The sequence below is a fragment of the Intrasporangium sp. genome (genome assembly GCF_036566125.1).
In the GTDB taxonomy this organism is placed as follows: Bacteria; Actinomycetota; Actinomycetes; order Actinomycetales; family Dermatophilaceae; genus Intrasporangium.
Genome location: NZ_DATCWX010000083.1, coordinates 1 through 17,464, shown reverse-complemented (window position 1 = coordinate 17,464; position 17,464 = coordinate 1). Strand labels below are relative to the sequence as shown.

The following is a 17,464-nucleotide window of genomic DNA, read 5'->3' as shown; positions in this document are numbered from 1 at the left end:
CCCGACGTTCGCCTGGACTCTGGGCACCAGCTCGCATCTTGCTCCGATTTGCGGAGCAACATGCGAGTCCACGTCACGGGCGGCCTGGACGGCTCTAGTGGCTGCGGGCTGATCGCGCCGCGCTGGAGCCGCCGAGCACGGAACCGAAGACGGTCGAGACGCCCATCATGAAACCGAAGTCATACCAGTTGCCGTTGTTGCGCACCTCATAGATGCCCACGCTGTCGTTGAAGAGCGAGACGATGAAGGTCACGGGGGATATGAATCCGTGCCACAGGCCGAGCCAGAAGCCGACGTCCGAGCTGCTGGTCGCCAGCTGGTTGCCGGAAGCCGCGCAACCCGACAGCACCGCGATGAGCGCGACCGCAACCGCGAGCCGAGCCAGCCGAGCGAGCCTCTTTGGCATGGGATCACCTCCCCGACCCAAGTCTGCGTGCTCCGAGGGTCGGTCACAAGGGTTCGACGATCGCGTCGCTCACAAGGAGAGAGCGGCGCGCCGGCCACCGGCGCGCCGCCCTGTCCGTTTCCTCCAGCGACAGCTCAGACCCGTGGTCCGTAGTAGTCGCCGTAGTACCCGCCGAGACGGTCCCGGTAGTCCGGGTCGTCCCAGCCGGTCTCACCGAGCTCCGGCGAGTCCTTGATCTCGTCCTTGCTGCGGTCGACGTGGATTGCCTTGTCGTCCCAGTCGACCCGCTCGATCGTGCCAGCGGGCAGCATCACCTTTCGGCCGAAGATCCACGGCCCGGTGTCTACGACGACGTAGCTGGAGCCCACCTCGTCCGTCGCGCCGTCGACCTTGCCGATCGACCCATCGGTCGCTTCGACGCGGAAGCCGACGAGATCGTGCTGCCGACCCGTCGTGTCCTCCGCCAGCTCGCTGGTGACGTCCCTGTCACGTCCTGAGTAGATGTTTTCGCGGTAGTTCCACGGGTCCCAGTTCTGGGCGGTCATGAGTCACTCCTTCCCTCGGGGGTGTGTGCCCTGTGTCCTACCCGCGCCAGAAGGGACCTAACGAAGACGCGCCGCGATCGGCTCGAACGGGATGGGGCAGCCCTCAGTGTCTACGCACGCCCTCAGGTCGTCGCAGCCGGCGTCCATGGCCGCGACGAGGCGATCCCGGATCGTGTGCAGGTCGGAGATGCGGGCGTCCACCTCGACGAGCTTGTCCCGGGCGAGGGCCTGAAGCCCAGCCGGACGGCGCCCGGTGCCGTGGTGGTGGCGTCCGACAGTCAGCAGGTCCGCGATCTCGTCGAGCGTGAACCCGAGCCGTTGGGCAGCCTTGATCACGCGCAGCGTTGTCACCGTCTCAGGCGCGTAGATGCGGTGCCCTCCGAGGCTGCGCTCCGGCGTCGGCAACAAGCCCCGGCCCTCGTAGTAGCGCAGGGTCTCGAGGTTCACCCCTGCTGCGGCGGCGACGGCTCCGGCACGCATCAGGCCAACCGACCCGTTCGCACGCCGTCGGCCCAGGCGATGAACGCGTCGAGAACCGCCGACTGCGACGGCGGCACGCTGACGTCGAGAGTCATGGTCTGCGCGCCGGCCGCGTCCACGCCCTCCCCGAGCTGGAAGGTGAAGAAACTGCAGCACGAGGACTCCCTGGACGCCAGGTCGCGGACCCGCATCTCGAGGGCCGAATCCACGGGGAAGACGAGGCGGCCCCATTGGGCGCCAACGGATTCCGCGGCGGTCACCTCGCGGAAGAGGGAGCCCCACTCGGCAGACCGCGCCGGTCGCTCCACGGTGGGCAGCGTGCAGGCCTGGGCAACTCTGATGGGCAGTTCACTCATGTCGGTCTCCTCGATCGGTCGAGCGCGATTCGTCAGCGATCTCCCTTCACGGTAAACCCGTATGCAGGTACGGATTGCAACCCTGAGCGCGGTCCCGCACGCAAACCAGCTCAGCGGCGCACCGCCGCTTGTACTCTCACGACATGGACGCAGGTGCCCCGGTGGCTCGGTTCACCGGCATGACGGCGGGCTACGAGAGTTTCTTCTTCCGCGCGACAGCACCTGAGGGTGGTCGGGGTTTCTGGTTGCGGTACACCGTCCGGGTCGCTCACGACGAGCAGCCCACCGGCTCACTCTGGCTGACCTGGTTCGACGCGACCGAGGGGCCGACCGCCACGAAGCTCACGGTCCCCGGGCCGGAGGCAGCCGACGGTGCGGCCGGTCCGCGCCTACAGATCGGCGGCGCCACGTTCGGCGACGGCTGGGCGGTCGGGGCCATCGGTCACGCCGACCACCGCCCGGCAGCGCAGTGGGACCTCGCCTTCACCGGCGAGCCGAGACTCGAGCACCTCGCCCAGTCGAGGCTGTACACCGCACCGCTACCGAAGACCAAGCCGGTCAGCCTGCACCCCTTCGCGCGCTTCACCGGATTCGTGAGCATCGACGGCCATCACCATGACATCGACAACTGGCCGGGGATGGTCGGCCACAACTGGGGCTCCCAACATGCCGAGCGGTGGATCTGGCTGCACGGCATGCACTTCGACGGCGCCGGCGACGACACCTGGATCGACGTCGTCCTGGGACGGGTCAAGGTCGGCCCGGTGCTGGCGCCCTGGGTGGCCGGCGGAGCGATCTCGCTCGAGGGGGTGCGGACACCCCTCGGCGGCATCGGCCGCATCCTGGGGACCAAGGTCGCCGAGCAGCCCACGGGCGCGCGCCTGTCCCTCGGCGGACCTGACGGCCTCTCCGTTGAGATCGACGTCGGGGCCGGGCGGGAGCGTTTCGTCGGGTGGAGCTATGCCGATCCAAACGGCAACACCCACGACGTCGCCAACTGCTCCATCGCGGACATCGAGGTCCGGGTCAGCCGGCCCAAGCGCCCCGAACTCCTGCTGCACGCCAGCGGCACGGCCGCGTATGAGCTCGGCATGCGAGAGGTCGACCACGGCATCGCGATCCAGCCGTTCATCGACATCCCGCGGCCAGAGGTGGGCCGACCCGAGCCCCTCGCCTGAAGCGGGAGGTCACCAGTTGAGGAGGAGCCGGTCCTGCTTGTCGCGGAAGGCGCCGACGATGATCATGACGAGGTCGATGAGGGTCCAGATGCCGAGCCCGCCGAGGGTGACGATCTGGAGCACCCCCGTGCCGACCTTGCCGACGTAGAACCGGTGCACGCCGAGGACGCCGAGGAAGAAGCACAGCAGCGTCGCGGCGAGGCGCGAGCTCGGGCTGACCGGCTGGCCCATGGCGTCCACGCTGTAGTGCGTGCCGATCTGTCCGGGTGCAGCCGTGTTGAGCGGAGCCAGTTGCTCGGTCCAGGCCGCGCCGTCCCAATAACGCGACATCGGCTTCCCCTCCGGGTCCGGGTACCAACCGGCAGGCGGGTTCGCTTGGGCGGGCTGCTGATCTGGCTGTGGTTCAGGCGTCGACATGGTTCCTCCGTCGGTGGTGCATGGTTTGGTTGCGCAGCGGAGGCGAACACCAGTCCCCCCTGGCATTGACCACGCTAGCGCTCCGCGCCACCCTCGTGCGAACGGGATCCTGATTGGGAGGCCGGCTCCGCGTCGAGGAAGGTGGATTGGGAAAATAGTTGACGTCGGTTCACATTGGCTTCTAAAATCAACCAAACGTAACTTTAGAAGCGAGGTCAACGATGCAGACGCCGGCCACTGTCGAAACCATCGCCCAGCCGGCTGAGCCGGAGTTCTCGACGGTGCCGGGTCGCTGGCGACCCAGAATCGTTCCTGCCGTTCGCGACGTGGACCTCGCCGCGGCCGAGGAGGGGGCCCGTCGCCTGCTCGAGGCCCTCGGCCTCGAGCTCACGGACGAGTCACTGGCCGACACCCCGCGCCGCATGGCTCACGCGCTGGCGGAGATGACGAGCGCTCCGGAGTTCGACTTCACGACCTTTCCCAACGACGGCGGCTACGACGAGATGGTCCTCGTCGAGAACATCCCGGTCCGGTCGCTGTGCGAGCACCACATGCTGCCGTTCCTCGGCGTGGCGCATGTCGGCTATCTCCCGGGGAAGCGAATCCTGGGCCTGTCGAAGCTCGCCCGGATGGTCGAGTTCCACGCCCGTCGGCCTCAGACGCAGGAGCGCCTGACGAAGCAGGTCGCCGACCACCTCGGGGAGCTCCTCGAGCCGCAGGGGATCGGCGTCGTCATCGAGGCGGAGCACACGTGCATGAGCGTCCGGGGGGCTCGAGCGCAGGGCGCCCGGACCGTGACCTCGGCGCTGCACGGCCGGTTCCGGGAGGACCCGGCCAGCAGGGCGGAGTTCCTCGCCCTGGCCAAGGGCCGGCACTGAGCGGCCTCTTGCCACCCCGCACGACGGGTCAGTCCTCGACGAAGTCCTCGAAGGCGGCAAAGGCGCGCGGCCCGAAGACGGTCGCGGGACCACCGGACATGAGGATGGTCACGCCGATCGCCTCGGCCACCTCCTGCCGGGTTGCACCTGCTCGCGCCGCACCGCGCGCATGCGAGGCGATGCAGCCGTCGCACTCCTCGCTGACGGCGATCGCCAGGGCGATGAGCTCCTTCGTTTTCGTGTCGAGGACGCCGGGCGCCAGAGCCGCCTTGTGCAGCTCGCTGAAGCCTGCGTACACGTCGGGGATGGCCCGGCGCAGGGACCGGCTGAGGGGGGCGATGTCCTGCAGCACCTGCTTGCCGTGGGTGTGATTCTCGATGGCGGCGGTCTCGGTCATTGCTGTGCCTTTCATGGGAGAGGGGTGGATCAGGCGAGAGTCAGCAGGAGTCGTTGCAGTTCCTTCAGCTCCGTGTCCTCGGGGTCGCGGCCAGGCTCGAAGCAGGCCTTCATCCCGTCCGTGACGAGCACCACACCGGTGCGCTGGAGGGCCTTGATGACCGCGGACAGCTGCAGCGCGACGTCACGGCAGTCAGCGCCGTCCTCCATCATCGACACGACCTTGCCCAAGTGGCCGTGAGCGCGCTTGGTGCGGTTGCGAATCGCGGTCATCGCATCTGCATCCAGCTGCATCGGGTGACTCCTGCCGCGCGGAAGACGGATCGGGCCTGTTCTTCAACCGTAACCCCCCGGGGGGATAAGCAACACCTCGCTGCCACCCGTCAGGGGTGTGAGGTCCGCCACCGCAGGCTTCCCCGCGCGGCACGGAGGAGTGCAATGGAGGAGGTGGGATCACGCACGACGTCGTCGAGCTCGCCAAGCGGGTCCTGCGGGCTGTGGAGGACCGCAGGACCTCTGGCGTGAGGGGCGCGCGCCGGGGGGTATGGACCCGTCGTGACGACCGCGCCAGTGCAGGCAGGCGCCAAGGCCGCTGGCGGAGCCCTCGCCGGCACCCTCGGCGCCGTTGCCTTGTTGACCCGCCGCAAGCCGCTCCACGCCAAGGGCCGCACGCACCACGCGTTCCTGCGGGTGGACTCGCCGGTCGTCGGAAGCGGAGTGCGACTGCTTTCCGAGCGAGCTCAGCACCAGTGCATCGTGCGGCTCTCGCGGGCGCTGAGCACTCCGGACGGCTGGTGGGACATCGGCGGCTTCGCCCTTCGGATCGAGCGTGCCGGCGCTGGCGGCGGCCCGGCGGACCTGCTCTTTGCAAGCACCGGCGTGGGTCGGGTCGGACGTCATGTGCTTCGCGTGACTCGGCACCCGATGGACGAGCCGATGACGACCCTGCTGCCCGTTTGCGCCGGGGCGTCGTCGCTCCTGCTCCTCGTACGTCCGCTTGCCGGCCGTGCCGAGGAGGTGTTCGAGCTGAGCGTGGCGCTGGATGGTGCGGACTGGTCACCGGTGGGGATCATCGAGGTCGGCGTCGAGATGGCGGGGGCGTCGCCGCGCTTCGATCCGCTCGTGCGTCGGCTCGACGGCACGTCGCCACCCAGCTGGGTCACCGCGTTGCGTGAGCCGGCCTACCGCCTGGCGCGTCGACTCGGCCGCCGCACTCACTGAGTCGGCCAGCGGGGGCAAGCCCAGCGGCATACGGCCAAAAACCGCGAAATGGTATGCCGCTGAGCTGGCTCGCGCTTGCGTCAGACCTTGGGACGCTCGAACGTGATGAGCAGGCCCTCCTGACTCTGGGTTGGCCCATTGGATCGGAGATACTCGACCCATGGCCGGTTGCTGTGACGCAAGGGGTTGCGACAAGTTCTTCGGGCCTCGCATGGCCCACCAGCTCGCGAGCCGGTATCGCCGCCGTGGCCCGGACCGGACCTCACGGCGACTCGTCGACTGGCTCGTGGGCCAGGGCATCGAGGGTGCCAGTGTGCTCGAGATCGGCGGTGGCGTCGGGGAGATCCAGCTCGAACTGCTCCGGCGTGGAGCAGCCCGCACAACGAATCTCGAGCTGAGCTCCGCCTATGACGCCGAGGCCACGGCCCTCGCGGCCGAGGCCGGGACGGCGAGCCGGATGACCCGTCGCCTGGGTGACATCGCGGTCGAGGCCGCCGTCGCGGACGCGCACGACTTCGTGGTCCTGAACCGGGTTGTGTGCTGTTATCCGGACGTCGAGCGACTGCTCGAGGCTGCGGCGCGACATGCACGAAGGGCGGTTGTCCTCACACACCCGCCGCGCCACGTCGGTTCGGTGGCCACGCTCACTGTGGTGAACGCCGTGCAACGGATCCTGGGCAACGAGTACCGCGCCTTCGCCCACCCGCCGGAGGTGATGAAAGCGGTCCTGCACGACCATGGCTTCGTGCCGCGGTACGTGCACCGGGGCCCGTTCTGGCACGTCCTCACGGCACCGCGCCCGGCCGATGGGACGGTGTGATCACGACCAGCGGCGTGCAGATCGAGGATCCCACGGTCCTGCCGGCCGAGGGCGTTGCCGCACACCTGGACGTCGACCCGGAGGCGGGTCTGTCCGATGCGGAGGCGCAGGCCCGGCTGGAGGCGGACGGGCCCAACCAGCTGCGGGCCAAGCCGCCGGTTCCCTTGTGGCGCAAGGTGCTCAGCCAGTTCCAGGACCCGCTGATCTATCTGCTCCTCGCTGCGATCGTCATCTCTCTCGCAGCCTGGCTGGCCGAGGGGGCCGCATCCCTGCCGGTCGATGCGATCGTCATCGCCCTGATCGTCATCGCCAACGCAATTCTCGGTCTCGTGCAGGAGGCGAAGGCCGAGAGCGCCGTCGCCGCCCTGGCCACGATGACCGCAGCAGCGTCCACCGTGGTCCGGGAGGGGCGGCTCCTGACGGTCCCCGCTCAGGACCTGGTGCGCGGTGACGTGCTGAGCCTGTCCGAGGGCGACTCCGTGGGGGCTGACGCACGACTCCTGTCCGCGTCGGCCCTGCGGCTCCAAGAGGCGTCCCTCACGGGTGAGTCGACCTCGGCGTCGAAGTCGCCCGAGCCCCTGGGCGCACCGGCCTCCCTCGGGGACCGTCGGAACATGGTCTATCGCGGCACGGCGGTGGTGCAGGGAGTCGGACGCGCCGTCGTCACGAGCACCGGCATGGAAACGGAGATGGGCAAGATCGCCGACCTGCTCGATCGGACGGAGCAGCAGCCCTCGCCCCTCCAGCGGGAGATCGCGGCCGTCTCGAAGATGCTCGGCCTGCTCGTCATCGGCATTGCGATCGTCGTCATGGCTGCGATCGCCCTGCTGAACGGCATTGACGACGCGAACGACGCGGTCACGGTCCTGCTCCTCGGCGTCTCGCTGGCCGTCGCCGCGGTGCCCGAGGGGCTCCCCGCGATCCTCTCCCTGGTCCTCGCCATCGGCGTCCGGGCCATGGCGCGCCGCAACGCCGTCATGAAGGACCTCCACTCGGTCGAGACCCTCGGCGCTGCCTCCGTCATCTGCTCGGACAAGACGGGCACCCTGACCCGCAACGAGATGACGCTGAGCCGGATCATCACTCCCAGCGGTCGCGTCGAGCTGTCCGGCATCGGCTACCACCCCGCTGGCCAGGCGACGTACCGGCCCACCGACGGCAGCGAGCCGGACCTGCTCCGCGAGGCGCGCAACGTCGTCGCGGCCGGGGCCCTGGCCAACAACGCGCAGCTCCTCGAGGAGGATGGCGCGTGGACGATCCAGGGCGACCCGACCGAGGCGGCGTTGCTCGTGGCCCTGCGCAAGCTGCAAGACGCCGAGCGTCTGGTGGCCGGCTACGAGCGGGAGGCGGAGGTCCCCTTCACGTCACAGCGCAAGATGATGTCGATCCTCGGCCACCACGTCGAGGCCGATGAGCACCGCCTCTTCGTCAAGGGGGCGCCCGACGTCCTCCTCGAACACTGCGAGTGGGTGCGCGTGGGAGACCAGGTCGTCCCGCTCGACGGGGACCACCGCGGCGGCTTCCTCCGCGCCGTCGAGGGGCTGTCGAGCGACGCGTATCGCACGTTGGGAGTGGCCTACCGCGACGTCGTTGCCGATGCGATCGCCGAGGCGGGCGAGGGCGGACCGCACGAGCTCGACGAGTCCGCGGAGTCCGGGCTCGTGCTCCTCGGCGTCGTCGGCATCATCGACCCACCCCGCGACGAGGCCCGTGACGCCGTATCCGAGGCCCATCGCGCCGGTATCCGCACCGTGATGATCACTGGCGACCATCCCGGCACGGCGGCGCGCATCGCCGCGGACCTCGGCATCGCCAGCGCGGGCCAGCGCGCGTTGTCCGGCGAGGAGATCGACGCCATGGACGACGAGCAGTTCCGTCGTGCCGTGCTCGACACGACCGTCTACGCCCGGGTGGCGCCAGAGCACAAACTCCGGATCGTCGACGCCCTGCAGAGCCACGGCCTCGTCGTTGCGATGACCGGCGACGGGGTCAATGACGCCCCGGCCCTCAAGTCGGCGGACATCGGCATCGCGATGGGCATCACCGGCACGGAGGTCACCAAGGAGTCCGCCCGGATGATCCTCGGCGACGACAACTACGCGACGATCGTCGATGCTGTGCGCCAGGGCCGCGTCATCTTCGACAACATCAGGAAGTTCCTGCGCTACCTGCTCTCGTCCAACCTCGGCGAAGTCGCAACAGTGTTCTTCGGCGTCGTGCTCGCCGGGGTCATCGGGCTCACCGAGGCCGGTGAGGCCGGTGACCTCGTGCTACCGCTTCTTGCGACGCAGATCCTCTGGATCAACCTCGTCACCGACTCGGGACCGGCCCTTGCCATGGGCGTCGACCCGGAGATCGACGACGTCATGGCGCGGCCGCCCCGGCGGCAGTCCGACCGGATCCTCGACCGAGCCATGTGGACCAGGATCGGCTTCATCGGCGTCGTCATGGCCGTGGTCACCCTGCTGACGATCGACATCATGCTCCCGGGAGGCGTGGTGAAGGGGGGCACGTCGTCTCTCGAGGTCGCCCGCACCGCCGGATTCACGACACTGGTCCTGGCTCAGCTGTTCAACGCCCTGAACTCGCGGTCCGACCTGACGAGCGCCTTCTGGCACCTGACGGACAACCACTGGCTCTGGGCGGCGATCGCCCTGGCTGTCGTCCTTCAGATCCTCGTGGTGCAGCTCCCGTTCCTCCAGACGGCCTTCGGCACCGAGTCGCTCAGCGTCGGGCAGTGGCTCATCTGCGTCGCGATGGCCTCGATGGTGCTCTGGCTGGAGGAGCTGTCCAAGCTGATCCGCCGCCGCCGCCGCCGCCGGCGCCGGCGCCACCGCGCCTCCCCGATCGAGTGAACAGCTTCTGGGCCCAAAAGCTGTTCACTCGATCGGGCAGGGGGCGTTGGCGTCAGCGGCCGAGCTCGTCCATCGCGTCCCAGAACTGCTCACGCAGGCGGTAGCGCAGCTCGTCGGGGATGTCGTAGACGCCGAGGCGCGCCGACAGGTCCGTCAACAGCGTCCGGTCCAGGTCGCTCGGGATGAACGGGCGCTCGCTCAGGACCCGCCGGCGATCATCGTCCGTCGCCGTGGCCCGCCAAGCGGTGACGACACCCCGGCACACGTCGTCGATCATCTCGATCATCGCCGGAGAGAGCGTGTGTGGCCGGTTCACCGGATGCTCGCGGCTGCTTGACCACGCCACCTTGCTGCCCGTGCCGATGCCGGTGCTGCCGGTGCCTGCGACAACGGACTGCGGTCTGCTGTGGGCGAGGATCGCAGGAGTGGGAACGGCTTCGTGGGCGGCGGCCGCGTCCTGGCGCTTCCCGGCCGGAGCGGAGGAGGTGTCCCCCGCCGCGGGACGGGGGCCCGGAAGGGGGACGACCACGCCAGCCGCCTCGGGCGACAGCCCCGCGACGGCATCCGGCTGCAGCTGTCGCGGACGCACCGTCTCGTCGATCGTCGCGGGGTCCACCAGCTCGAGGCCATCGGACTCGCGGATGAGGTGGTTCGAGACGGCGTGGGAGCGGCCGGACGGGTCGGGAACGGCGAGGATGACGACCTGGGAACCGTGGCTCTGGGCCTCCTCCACCGCCTCGGACAGGTCGTCGTCTCCCGAGACGAGGTACATGATGTCGACCACGTGGTTGCGTCCGTGGGCGGCGAGGTCGAGGCCGATCCGGAGGTCCACGCCCTTCTGCTCGCCGTGCGGCGACGTCCGGCCGAGCCGCAGCTTGACCCGCGGCAGCATCCCGACCGTCTCCTGCGTGGCGTCGGGGGCGCCACCGGGCCGGTTCCCCGAGTCGTACCAGTTGAGTCGCAGCAGCGGCAGCCCGCTCAGCTGCTCAGCCTGCTGGATGAGGCGCCGGACGAGGTCGGGGTAGGAGATGACGACGCTGCCGCGCAGACTGGTCCCGGTGACGCGGGTGGCGGCGGCCGCGAGGAGGTAGCCGGCATCGACGTAGAGGGCGCAGTTGGACCGCATGCCCCAGCCTCCCACGATCCGGGCCGGACCCGGACCAGACGAAGCACACGACGGTGGTGCCCACCCGAACCGGTTGGGGTGACACGTCTCACCCGTGCGGGCTCCTCTGCGGCACAAGTTGTTTCGTTACCATGAAGGCGGGAGCTGCATTCTCCCCTTCGCTGAAGGAGCGTGACATGAACGCCGAATCCAGCCACACCCTGATGAACCGCGTCCGCCTCGAGGGCGGCGCCAAGCAGGACGATCTCCGGTTCATCGAGCGGACGCTCGCACAGCTCTTCACGCAGCTGTCTCGATTTGACCCGGAGCTGGTCGACATCGGAGTGCGGTTCAAGGATCGTGGCCAGCCGGGCATGCGCACGTCGCTCGAGCTGCATGTCCAGGGACTTCCGGCGATGGTCGGGGTCTCGGACCTGACGGACACCAAGGCGGCCCTCAACGACGCCGAGGCCAAGGTGCTCTCGCAGCTGCGCTCCAACGTGACCAGGCGCGCTGACCACCACCCGCGCCGCCCCCAGGAGTAGAAATCGCTGGGCGCCCGGCCCTCAAACCGAGGGTCGGGCGCCCAGCGCTCGCATCACGGTCCGGTGATCCTCCCCTCGACGACCGGGTTGACCGGTGAGTTGTCGGTGACGTAGTCGACTGCAACCTGCAAGAGGTCGTCACCCGGCTGCTGGACATCGGTGCCGCCCGCGAGCGCGGTGTAGCCGTCGCCGCCGCCGTACATAAAGTCGTTCGTCACGAGGCGGACGGTGTCGGTGGGCGTGATGGGTGTCTGCGCTCCTGCGATCCCGTCGGGCGTCTTCCACATCCCCGTCACCACCGGCGTCGTGCCGTTGCAGGTGAACGTCAACCTCAGGCCGGAGACCTGGGGGAAGCGGCCGGTCGCGATGAGCGGGTCGCAGAACGGCGAGAAGCCGTTGAGCAGGGCCTGCTCCAGCTGGGCACCCGTCAGGGTGAGGATCGTCGTGCGGTTGCCGAAGGGCAGTACGGCGAACATCTCCCCCCAGGTGATCTCGCAGGCTCCCTCGCCGGCGCTCGGCGGACTACAGACCAGGTCGGCGCGGAGTCCTCCCGAGTTGGTGAGGGCGGCGTCGACGCCGGGATACTTGAGGCGCATCGCGTCCGTCACCATGTTGCCCATCTCGGACTCGAAGAGCCGCGTCGGGGCTCGCAGGATGTCGTTGACCTGGGTGCCGATCACCTGGTTGCGCAGCACGGCCGTCTGGGCGTTGGCGTCGTCGACGATGGCCTTGACGTCCGACCGCGGTGTCACTCCGAGCGTCTTCGCCACCCGGGTGGCGCCGCCGGCCCAGGCGACGTCACCGCCCTGCACCATGAGCTGGAGCACCGAGTAGCTGGCACCCGCGTTGATCCCCTCGGTGATGAGGATGTTGCCGCGCATGAGGTTGGACACCCGGTGCGTGTGGCCGACGATCATGGCGTCGACGGTCGTGCCCTGAAGCTGGTCGGCGATCGCGATGATCGGGCCGTCCCACGGCACGCCGGGTGTGCTCCCCACCGGGTTGGCGCCGTTGGCCGTGCCCTCGTGGATGACGACGACCTGCACGCGAACGCCCAGGTCGGCCAGGCGCTTGGACTCGGCCGCGATCCGGGGAGCCTCGGGCAGGAAGGTCAGTCCGGCCGTCGCACCGGCCGAGACCAGCTCCGGTGTCGAGGTCAGGCCGGCCCCGATGACGCCGACCTCTGTCCCGTTGACATTGAAGACCACCGACGGGGTCACCCAGCTCGGCGCTACGCCGGTCGAGGTCTCCACGATGTTCGTCGCCAGGAACGGGAAGTTCGCCCGCGCCTGCTGCTCGAGCAGCCGCGCGACCCCGTAGTCGAACTCGTGGTTGCCGTAGGACGTCGCATCCAGGCGCCACGCGTTCTCGACGTCGATGGCCGGCATGTCCTGCAGCAACCCCGAGTTGGGCGGCGAGGCGCCGACGTTGTCGCCACCGGCGAGGATGAGGCTGCCGCGCGGCAGGGACTCCAGCTCCTCGTCGAACATCGTCGCGAGCTGGGCGGCCCCGCCGACGTTGGCGTTGCGGCCGAAGTCGTAGGCGCGTGTCGTCGGGTCGAGCTGACCGTGGAAGTCGTTCAGCCCGATGATCGAGATCGGCTGGTAGGACGCGCCGCCCTTGACGGCGTCGAGCAGCACCCGGCCCTGGCTGTGCTGCGGCTCCGGGATGCCGAGCATGAAGGCAAGGGTCGGCGCGAGGTCGATCGACCGCGCGGAAACGGTGCCCTTGGCGACCCCAGTGCCGCCGGCGATGAACGTCGCACGCATGTTGACGCTCGCGGCGAGGTCCTGCACGTCAGGCACGTAGCCGTGCTGCCCGAAGAAGTGTGACGGCGAGACCAGGGTCCCGGGCGTCGCCGCGTCGAACTGGTACGGCGGGTACGAGAACACGACGAGGTCACCGGTGCGGGTGGGGTGCGCCATGTCTGAGGTCGAGTTCGGGCCGTTCGGGATGTGGCGCGACTCCGCCTTGGTGAAGGCCCGGTCGATGACCTTCCAGTCCTCGGCCTTGCCGTCGTGCGTCCAGTCGTTCGGGTCCTTCAGGGCCAGGAAGGATGCCTTGACCGCCGCGACCGTTGCAGCCTCATCGGCCGCAGCCACCTGCTGCAGCCCGCCACCAACGGGATCCCGTCCGGCGAGGTTGAGGTAGATCTGCACCGTTCCACCAGCCCAACACGCCTTCGCCTTGCCGAGCGTCTCTCCGGTGGCGGGGCGGCAGTTCGAGGTCTGGGGACGGGAGAGGAGGCCGAGGTCGACGAGCACCTTGCTCGCGTCGATGGCGAGGAACTGTGGTGCGAAGCCGTGGTCGGAGCCGACGAAGGTCGTCGGGTCCTTGCCGACCAGGCTGCGCGCCAGGGCGAGGGTCTGGTCGGACTCGGAGTACGCCTCGCGCAAGAAGCCCTCACGGGCCGCGACCCGGCCATCGGCGACCCCGTTCAGGTCGACGTCGTCGTACGCCGGGTTCGCTTGGCCGTTGGGCAGCTTCGGCGACACGAGCCCGAGGAACTGGTGCTGGAACTCGTCCGTCGTCGGCATCCCGACAAGGAGCAGGTCCGGACGGTACTTCTGCGCGACGTACTCGAGCATCGGCCAGTGACCGGTGGACCAGTAGAGGCCCTGCTCGGCGTAGGTCTCCTCACTCGTGACGCCGGCCTCGAGGATCGCGAAGTCCGCGGCGGTCGAGGTCGGGAACTTCTGGGCCAGGTACTCGTCGAAGTCGCCGGTGAAGCCCGGCTCGCCGGGCCAGTTCGGCCAGCTCGCGATGGCACGGCTCACCGAAGTGTGGAAGAGCCGGACGCGGGACAGGTCCGCGGAGAGCTCCTCGACCCTCACCAGCATGCCGGCGGTCTTGCCGTCCAGCGTGCCACCGCTGATCTTCACCTTGACGTCGCCCCACTCGCCCTCAGCGAGGTCGGCGGCGGGGTCAACTCCGCTCTTGGTCCGGGAGAAGAGGACGCGGTCGTAGTTCATCGTCGAGTCGTTGGTGCTGTCGTACAGGTAGGCGTTGAGCCCGTACTTGTCCACGCCGAAGTCCAGGACCCGCAGGCGCATCTCCATGGCCGGGCTGTAGGACGCCGGGACGTCGGTCCAGCCGCTCGCGGGAGTCGGCTGAGCGCCGGCGAAGGGCGGCTGGCCGGCGTACCCGTCGGGGTGGTCGAACTGGAGTCCGAACGACGCGATGAAGGCGGCGTCGTCGAACAGCTTGTCGCCCGCGCTGCCGATGAAGTTCGTCGCGACGCCCCGACCCGAGTGGAAGCTCTGGAAGTCGATCGTCGGCCCGTTGATGGTGGCGTTGCGTCCACCGGCCCACTCGACCTGCGCCACCTTGAGACCGCCGCGCTCGGCAGACTGGGCGATCGACTCGGCCTGCAGGACACCGGGATCGAAGGCGGCGGTCCGGTTGCTGAAGGTATCGCCGTTCTTGTGGAAGGTGTTGTTCGTCGAGCCGTGGACACCGGGCCACGCACCCGTTGCCAGCGTGTACCAGCCGGCCCCAGTGTTGGGCGGTGCCTGGGTGAGCATGCCGTTGCCGCTCGCCTTGGTGCCGTTCTTGAGGAAGTCGCGCATCGTCGGCATGAGCCCCATCGCGGCGTACTTCTCGACGAGGTCCTGGCGCAGGCCGTCCGACGCGAAGAAGACCGCCTTGTCGGACGGAGCGGGCCTCGCCGCGGTCGACGCGGCGGCGGGTCCAGCCGGCGCGGTCGGTGCCGGCGACGCACTGGGTGCGACGGCGGGAATCAAGAGCAGTGATACCGCGGCCGCCATCGCTGTCGTGGCAGCGGGCCGCTTTCCAAACCGGGACAAGCGCGACACTCGACTCCTCCTCTATCCCCGACGTGGGTGGGAGCGGCGTCAGCAACCGCAGACGACGGCAACGCTGCCGATCCTCTTGACCAGACCACGATAGGGGCGCCGCCCCGCCAGCGGGGGAGTTCTGCGAAAGCAGATTCCCTCTCCCTTTGGTCGAGTGTGCAGGTGCCGTATGCCGCTGGGCTGGCTTCCGCGCGCAGCCGCCCACCGATAGGGCGGGGTTGTCAGTCCAGCGGGTCACGCGTCGCGGCAAGGGTCGCGACGATGGCGACCGCCGCGATGGCACACCACACGACGAGCGAGCCACCCCAGCGCTGGCCGGCGTCCGTGGGGAAGAGGTCGACCCACCGATCGAGCGGGTGGGCGATGGCCAGGGCCAGGACGAGGGCCATCAGGCCGCCGGCGACGACATCGCCCGGCTCGGCCAAGCGCCGTCGCAGAGTGGCGGAGGCGGCAACCGCGACGAGCGCGCAGCCCGTCAGCCACAGCATGATCCCGAGCCGGGCGCTCGTTTCGCTGCGCAGGGCCAGAGCGGCGATCCCGACGGCACCGATCGCGAGGACCCCGACGGCGCTTGCGAGTCGGCTTCCGCTACGAACCCGCAAGGACGTCGGGGTTGCGGCCACAGCCTCGGTGGCGGCCTCGTCGAGGAGGTAGGCCGTGGCTGCGGCAAGCACCGGAACGCCGACAGTCAGCGCCGTGCCCGCAATCGGGCTCGTCACCCAGATCGCAGCGACGGCGAGCAAACCGGTGCCGGCCACGGTGAGCCCGGCGACGGGCCGCCACGGGATTCCCGCGGCGGCCCCGACCCCCCGTGCCGGACTCATTTGGTGAGAACGACGCTGTGGCCGTCCGGGTAGGTGCGGACGGGCGAGCTGTTGCCGCCAGCCGCTGCGAGGACGTAAGTCAAGGCCGAGATAGCCAACAGGACGGCGCCAACTCGCACGAGCCGACGTCGGACGGAGCCCTCGGACCCCTTGAGCAGAGCGGCGAGGCCAGCGAGCGCGCACAGGGTGAGGAGCCAGACGAAGTACCAGCCGGGGGCGCCGGTCATGGTGTCGTGGCCGGAGCCATCGGGAGCGGGGTTGCTGAAGGCGTTGAGCGGTGTGAACAGCCGGATCCAGCGCGTCCAGGGAGCTGGCACGCCCTCGGCGCTGAAGCTACCGATCGATCCGAGCGTCCAGATCGTCACCCCCAGCACGAGGACCACTGCAGCGCCACGGAACCGCCACCACCGCGCGGCAGCGATGCCGAGCAGGGTGCCACCTGTTGCTGCGATCGCCGTGTGGCTGACGAGGATCATCGCTACGTCCGCGTCTGACAGCGTTCCCAGCATCCACTCCGGCGTCATCCAGATCCGGTTACGTGATGCGTAGTAGAAGACGAGCCACATCGAAGCCATGACCACCGGCACCACGGCGCTCGTGCACATCGCGCCCGTCCGCGTGACGGTGCTCATGGGGGCCGTCTCGACGACCTCGCCTGCACGGCGGAAGGCTGTGGTCAGCCGATGGGCCGCGATCATTGCCGGGACGCCGACACACAACGCCGTCACTGGCATCCCGAGCAGGTCCTCGGACGTGCCTGCGCCAAGCTCCTGGACGGACAGTGCCGTGCTGAAGGCCCCGAAGGCCACGCCGGCCAGGAGCAGCGGGTGCCGGGCAAGCCGCACGATCTCGATCCGGGCGAGAGCCCAGAACGACTCCCGGCCGGAGGTCGTGGCCGAAGCCCCCCTTGGGACAGATGCCACTGCTGCGCTGGTGGTCATGACGCAACCTCCGCTTCGGTGGTGCTGGTGGTGTCGTCGGCCGCTCGACCGCCGCGAAGCAGGAGGTAGGCGTCCTCCAGGCTGGGCTCGACGAGCTCCGCGTCGGGCGGAACCTGCTCCCCGACATTGCGGTGCCGGCCCGAGGCGGTGCGCCACGATGCCAGCGCCCCTGGCGTGGGATCGTCGGCCATCCAGACCCGCCCCTGGGCCAGCGCCACCAGTTCGGGAACGGTCCCGTCGAAGTGGACCCGCCCGGAGTCGAGCACGACGACGCGCTTGCAGAGTGCTGCGACGTCCTCGGTCTGGTGCGTCGAGATGACCATCGTCGACGTGGCGGCGATGTCGGCGAGGACGCCTCGCAGCGACGCCCGCTGCTCGGGGTCCAACCCGGTCGTCGGCTCGTCGAGGACGAGCAGCTGCGGCGCGCCGATGAGAGCCTGGGCCAGGGCGACTCGGCGCCGCTGCCCCCCGGAGAGTCGGCTGATCCGCTTCGTCGTCACGTCACCGAGCCCGACGAGGTCGAGCACGCGGCGCACCTCGGCGGCACGAGCACTGCGGTCGGCCCACTCCTTGAGCACCGCCATGTAGTTGACGAAGGCGAAGGCCGAGAAGCCGCGTGGGAAGCCGAGCTCCTGAGGCTGGTAACCCAGGCGCCGGCGCACCTCGGTGCGGGCGTCGGGGT

Annotated in this window: 18 protein-coding genes; 6 read left to right on the top strand and 12 right to left on the bottom strand. The window is 69.4% G+C overall.

What is annotated here, in order from left to right:
- Positions 1–94: 94 nt before the first annotated feature.
- The 4 genes from VIR15_RS04975 to VIR15_RS04960 all read right to left on the bottom strand — a co-directional run bounded on the left by VIR15_RS04975 (position 95) and on the right by VIR15_RS04960 (position 1,787).
- Positions 95–406 (bottom strand): hypothetical protein, encoded by a 312-nt coding sequence (locus VIR15_RS04975; protein WP_331926368.1) that lies wholly within the window; start codon positions 404–406, stop codon positions 95–97.
- Positions 407–540: 134 nt separating this feature from the next.
- Complete coding sequence (locus VIR15_RS04970; RefSeq protein ID WP_331926367.1) at positions 541–951, bottom strand: PRC-barrel domain containing protein; 411 nt, start codon at positions 949–951, stop codon at positions 541–543.
- A 57-nt stretch (positions 952–1,008) separates the two neighbouring features.
- On the bottom strand, positions 1,009–1,431 hold the full coding sequence (locus VIR15_RS04965; RefSeq protein WP_331926366.1) for a MerR family transcriptional regulator: 423 nt from the start codon (positions 1,429–1,431) through the stop codon (positions 1,009–1,011).
- Complete coding sequence (locus VIR15_RS04960) at positions 1,431–1,787, bottom strand: hypothetical protein (protein WP_331926365.1); 357 nt, start codon at positions 1,785–1,787, stop codon at positions 1,431–1,433. The genes VIR15_RS04965 and VIR15_RS04960 overlap by 1 nt, the downstream gene beginning before the upstream one ends.
- Positions 1,788–1,930: 143 nt before the next feature.
- Between VIR15_RS04960 and VIR15_RS04955 the strand changes: the two genes are divergently transcribed.
- A complete protein-coding gene (locus tag VIR15_RS04955) occupies positions 1,931–2,965 on the top strand; it encodes a hypothetical protein (RefSeq protein WP_331926364.1) in 1,035 nt (344 codons plus the stop codon).
- Between the two features lie 9 nt (positions 2,966–2,974).
- On the opposite strand, the gene VIR15_RS04950 is transcribed toward VIR15_RS04955, so the two are convergent.
- The gene (locus VIR15_RS04950; protein ID WP_331926363.1) at positions 2,975–3,382 is read right to left on the bottom strand and encodes an NINE protein; all 408 of its coding nucleotides are present in this window, start codon (positions 3,380–3,382) and stop codon (positions 2,975–2,977) included.
- Positions 3,383–3,603: 221 nt separating this feature from the next.
- On the opposite strand from VIR15_RS04950, the gene folE reads away from it, so the two are divergent.
- Positions 3,604–4,260, top strand: a complete 657-nt coding sequence (gene folE / locus VIR15_RS04945; protein ID WP_331926362.1) for a GTP cyclohydrolase I FolE — start codon at positions 3,604–3,606, stop codon at positions 4,258–4,260.
- Between the two features lie 28 nt (positions 4,261–4,288).
- Here the strand turns inward: folE and VIR15_RS04940 are convergent, their stop codons facing one another.
- Positions 4,289–4,672, bottom strand: a complete 384-nt coding sequence (locus VIR15_RS04940) for a carboxymuconolactone decarboxylase family protein (protein ID WP_331926361.1) — start codon at positions 4,670–4,672, stop codon at positions 4,289–4,291.
- A 14-nt stretch (positions 4,673–4,686) separates the two neighbouring features.
- Positions 4,687–4,929, bottom strand: a complete 243-nt coding sequence (locus VIR15_RS04935) for a metal-sensitive transcriptional regulator (protein ID WP_331926360.1) — start codon at positions 4,927–4,929, stop codon at positions 4,687–4,689.
- A 282-nt stretch (positions 4,930–5,211) separates the two neighbouring features.
- Between VIR15_RS04935 and VIR15_RS04930 the strand changes: the two genes are divergently transcribed.
- The 3 genes from VIR15_RS04930 (at position 5,212) to VIR15_RS04920 (ending at position 9,552) form a co-directional block, all read left to right on the top strand.
- Positions 5,212–5,877, top strand: coding sequence for a phosphodiesterase (locus VIR15_RS04930; protein ID WP_331926359.1), 666 nt, complete (start codon positions 5,212–5,214; stop codon positions 5,875–5,877).
- Between the two features lie 211 nt (positions 5,878–6,088).
- The gene (locus VIR15_RS04925; RefSeq protein ID WP_331926358.1) at positions 6,089–6,697 is read left to right on the top strand and encodes a methyltransferase domain-containing protein; all 609 of its coding nucleotides are present in this window, start codon (positions 6,089–6,091) and stop codon (positions 6,695–6,697) included.
- Positions 6,694–9,552, top strand: coding sequence for a cation-translocating P-type ATPase (locus VIR15_RS04920; protein ID WP_331926357.1), 2,859 nt, complete (start codon positions 6,694–6,696; stop codon positions 9,550–9,552). The genes VIR15_RS04925 and VIR15_RS04920 overlap by 4 nt, the downstream gene beginning before the upstream one ends.
- 52 nt (positions 9,553–9,604) lie before the next feature.
- Here VIR15_RS04920 and VIR15_RS04915 read toward each other — a convergent pair whose 3' ends face one another.
- Positions 9,605–10,678 carry an NYN domain-containing protein gene (locus VIR15_RS04915; protein WP_331926356.1) on the bottom strand — a complete coding sequence of 358 codons (1,074 nt, stop codon included), beginning with the start codon at positions 10,676–10,678 and terminating at the stop codon, positions 9,605–9,607.
- 176 nt (positions 10,679–10,854) lie between these two features.
- Between VIR15_RS04915 and VIR15_RS04910 the strand changes: the two genes are divergently transcribed.
- Complete coding sequence (locus VIR15_RS04910) at positions 10,855–11,202, top strand: hypothetical protein (RefSeq protein ID WP_331926355.1); 348 nt, start codon at positions 10,855–10,857, stop codon at positions 11,200–11,202.
- A gap of 53 nt (positions 11,203–11,255) precedes the next feature.
- Here the strand turns inward: VIR15_RS04910 and VIR15_RS04905 are convergent, their stop codons facing one another.
- The 4 genes from VIR15_RS04905 to VIR15_RS04890 form a co-directional block, all read right to left on the bottom strand.
- Complete coding sequence (locus VIR15_RS04905) at positions 11,256–15,008, bottom strand: alkaline phosphatase family protein (RefSeq protein ID WP_331926354.1); 3,753 nt, start codon at positions 15,006–15,008, stop codon at positions 11,256–11,258.
- A 230-nt stretch (positions 15,009–15,238) separates the two neighbouring features.
- Positions 15,239–15,841: a hypothetical protein gene (locus tag VIR15_RS04900; RefSeq protein ID WP_331926353.1), complete on the bottom strand. Its 603-nt coding sequence runs from the start codon at positions 15,839–15,841 to the stop codon at positions 15,239–15,241.
- Positions 15,838–16,782, bottom strand: a complete 945-nt coding sequence (locus tag VIR15_RS04895; protein WP_331926352.1) for a hypothetical protein — start codon at positions 16,780–16,782, stop codon at positions 15,838–15,840. Before VIR15_RS04895 ends, VIR15_RS04900 begins: the two co-directional genes overlap by 4 nt.
- A partial coding sequence (locus VIR15_RS04890) for an ATP-binding cassette domain-containing protein (RefSeq protein WP_331926351.1) occupies positions 16,779–17,464 on the bottom strand: 686 nt, incomplete at its 5' end. The genes VIR15_RS04895 and VIR15_RS04890, both read right to left, overlap by 4 nt.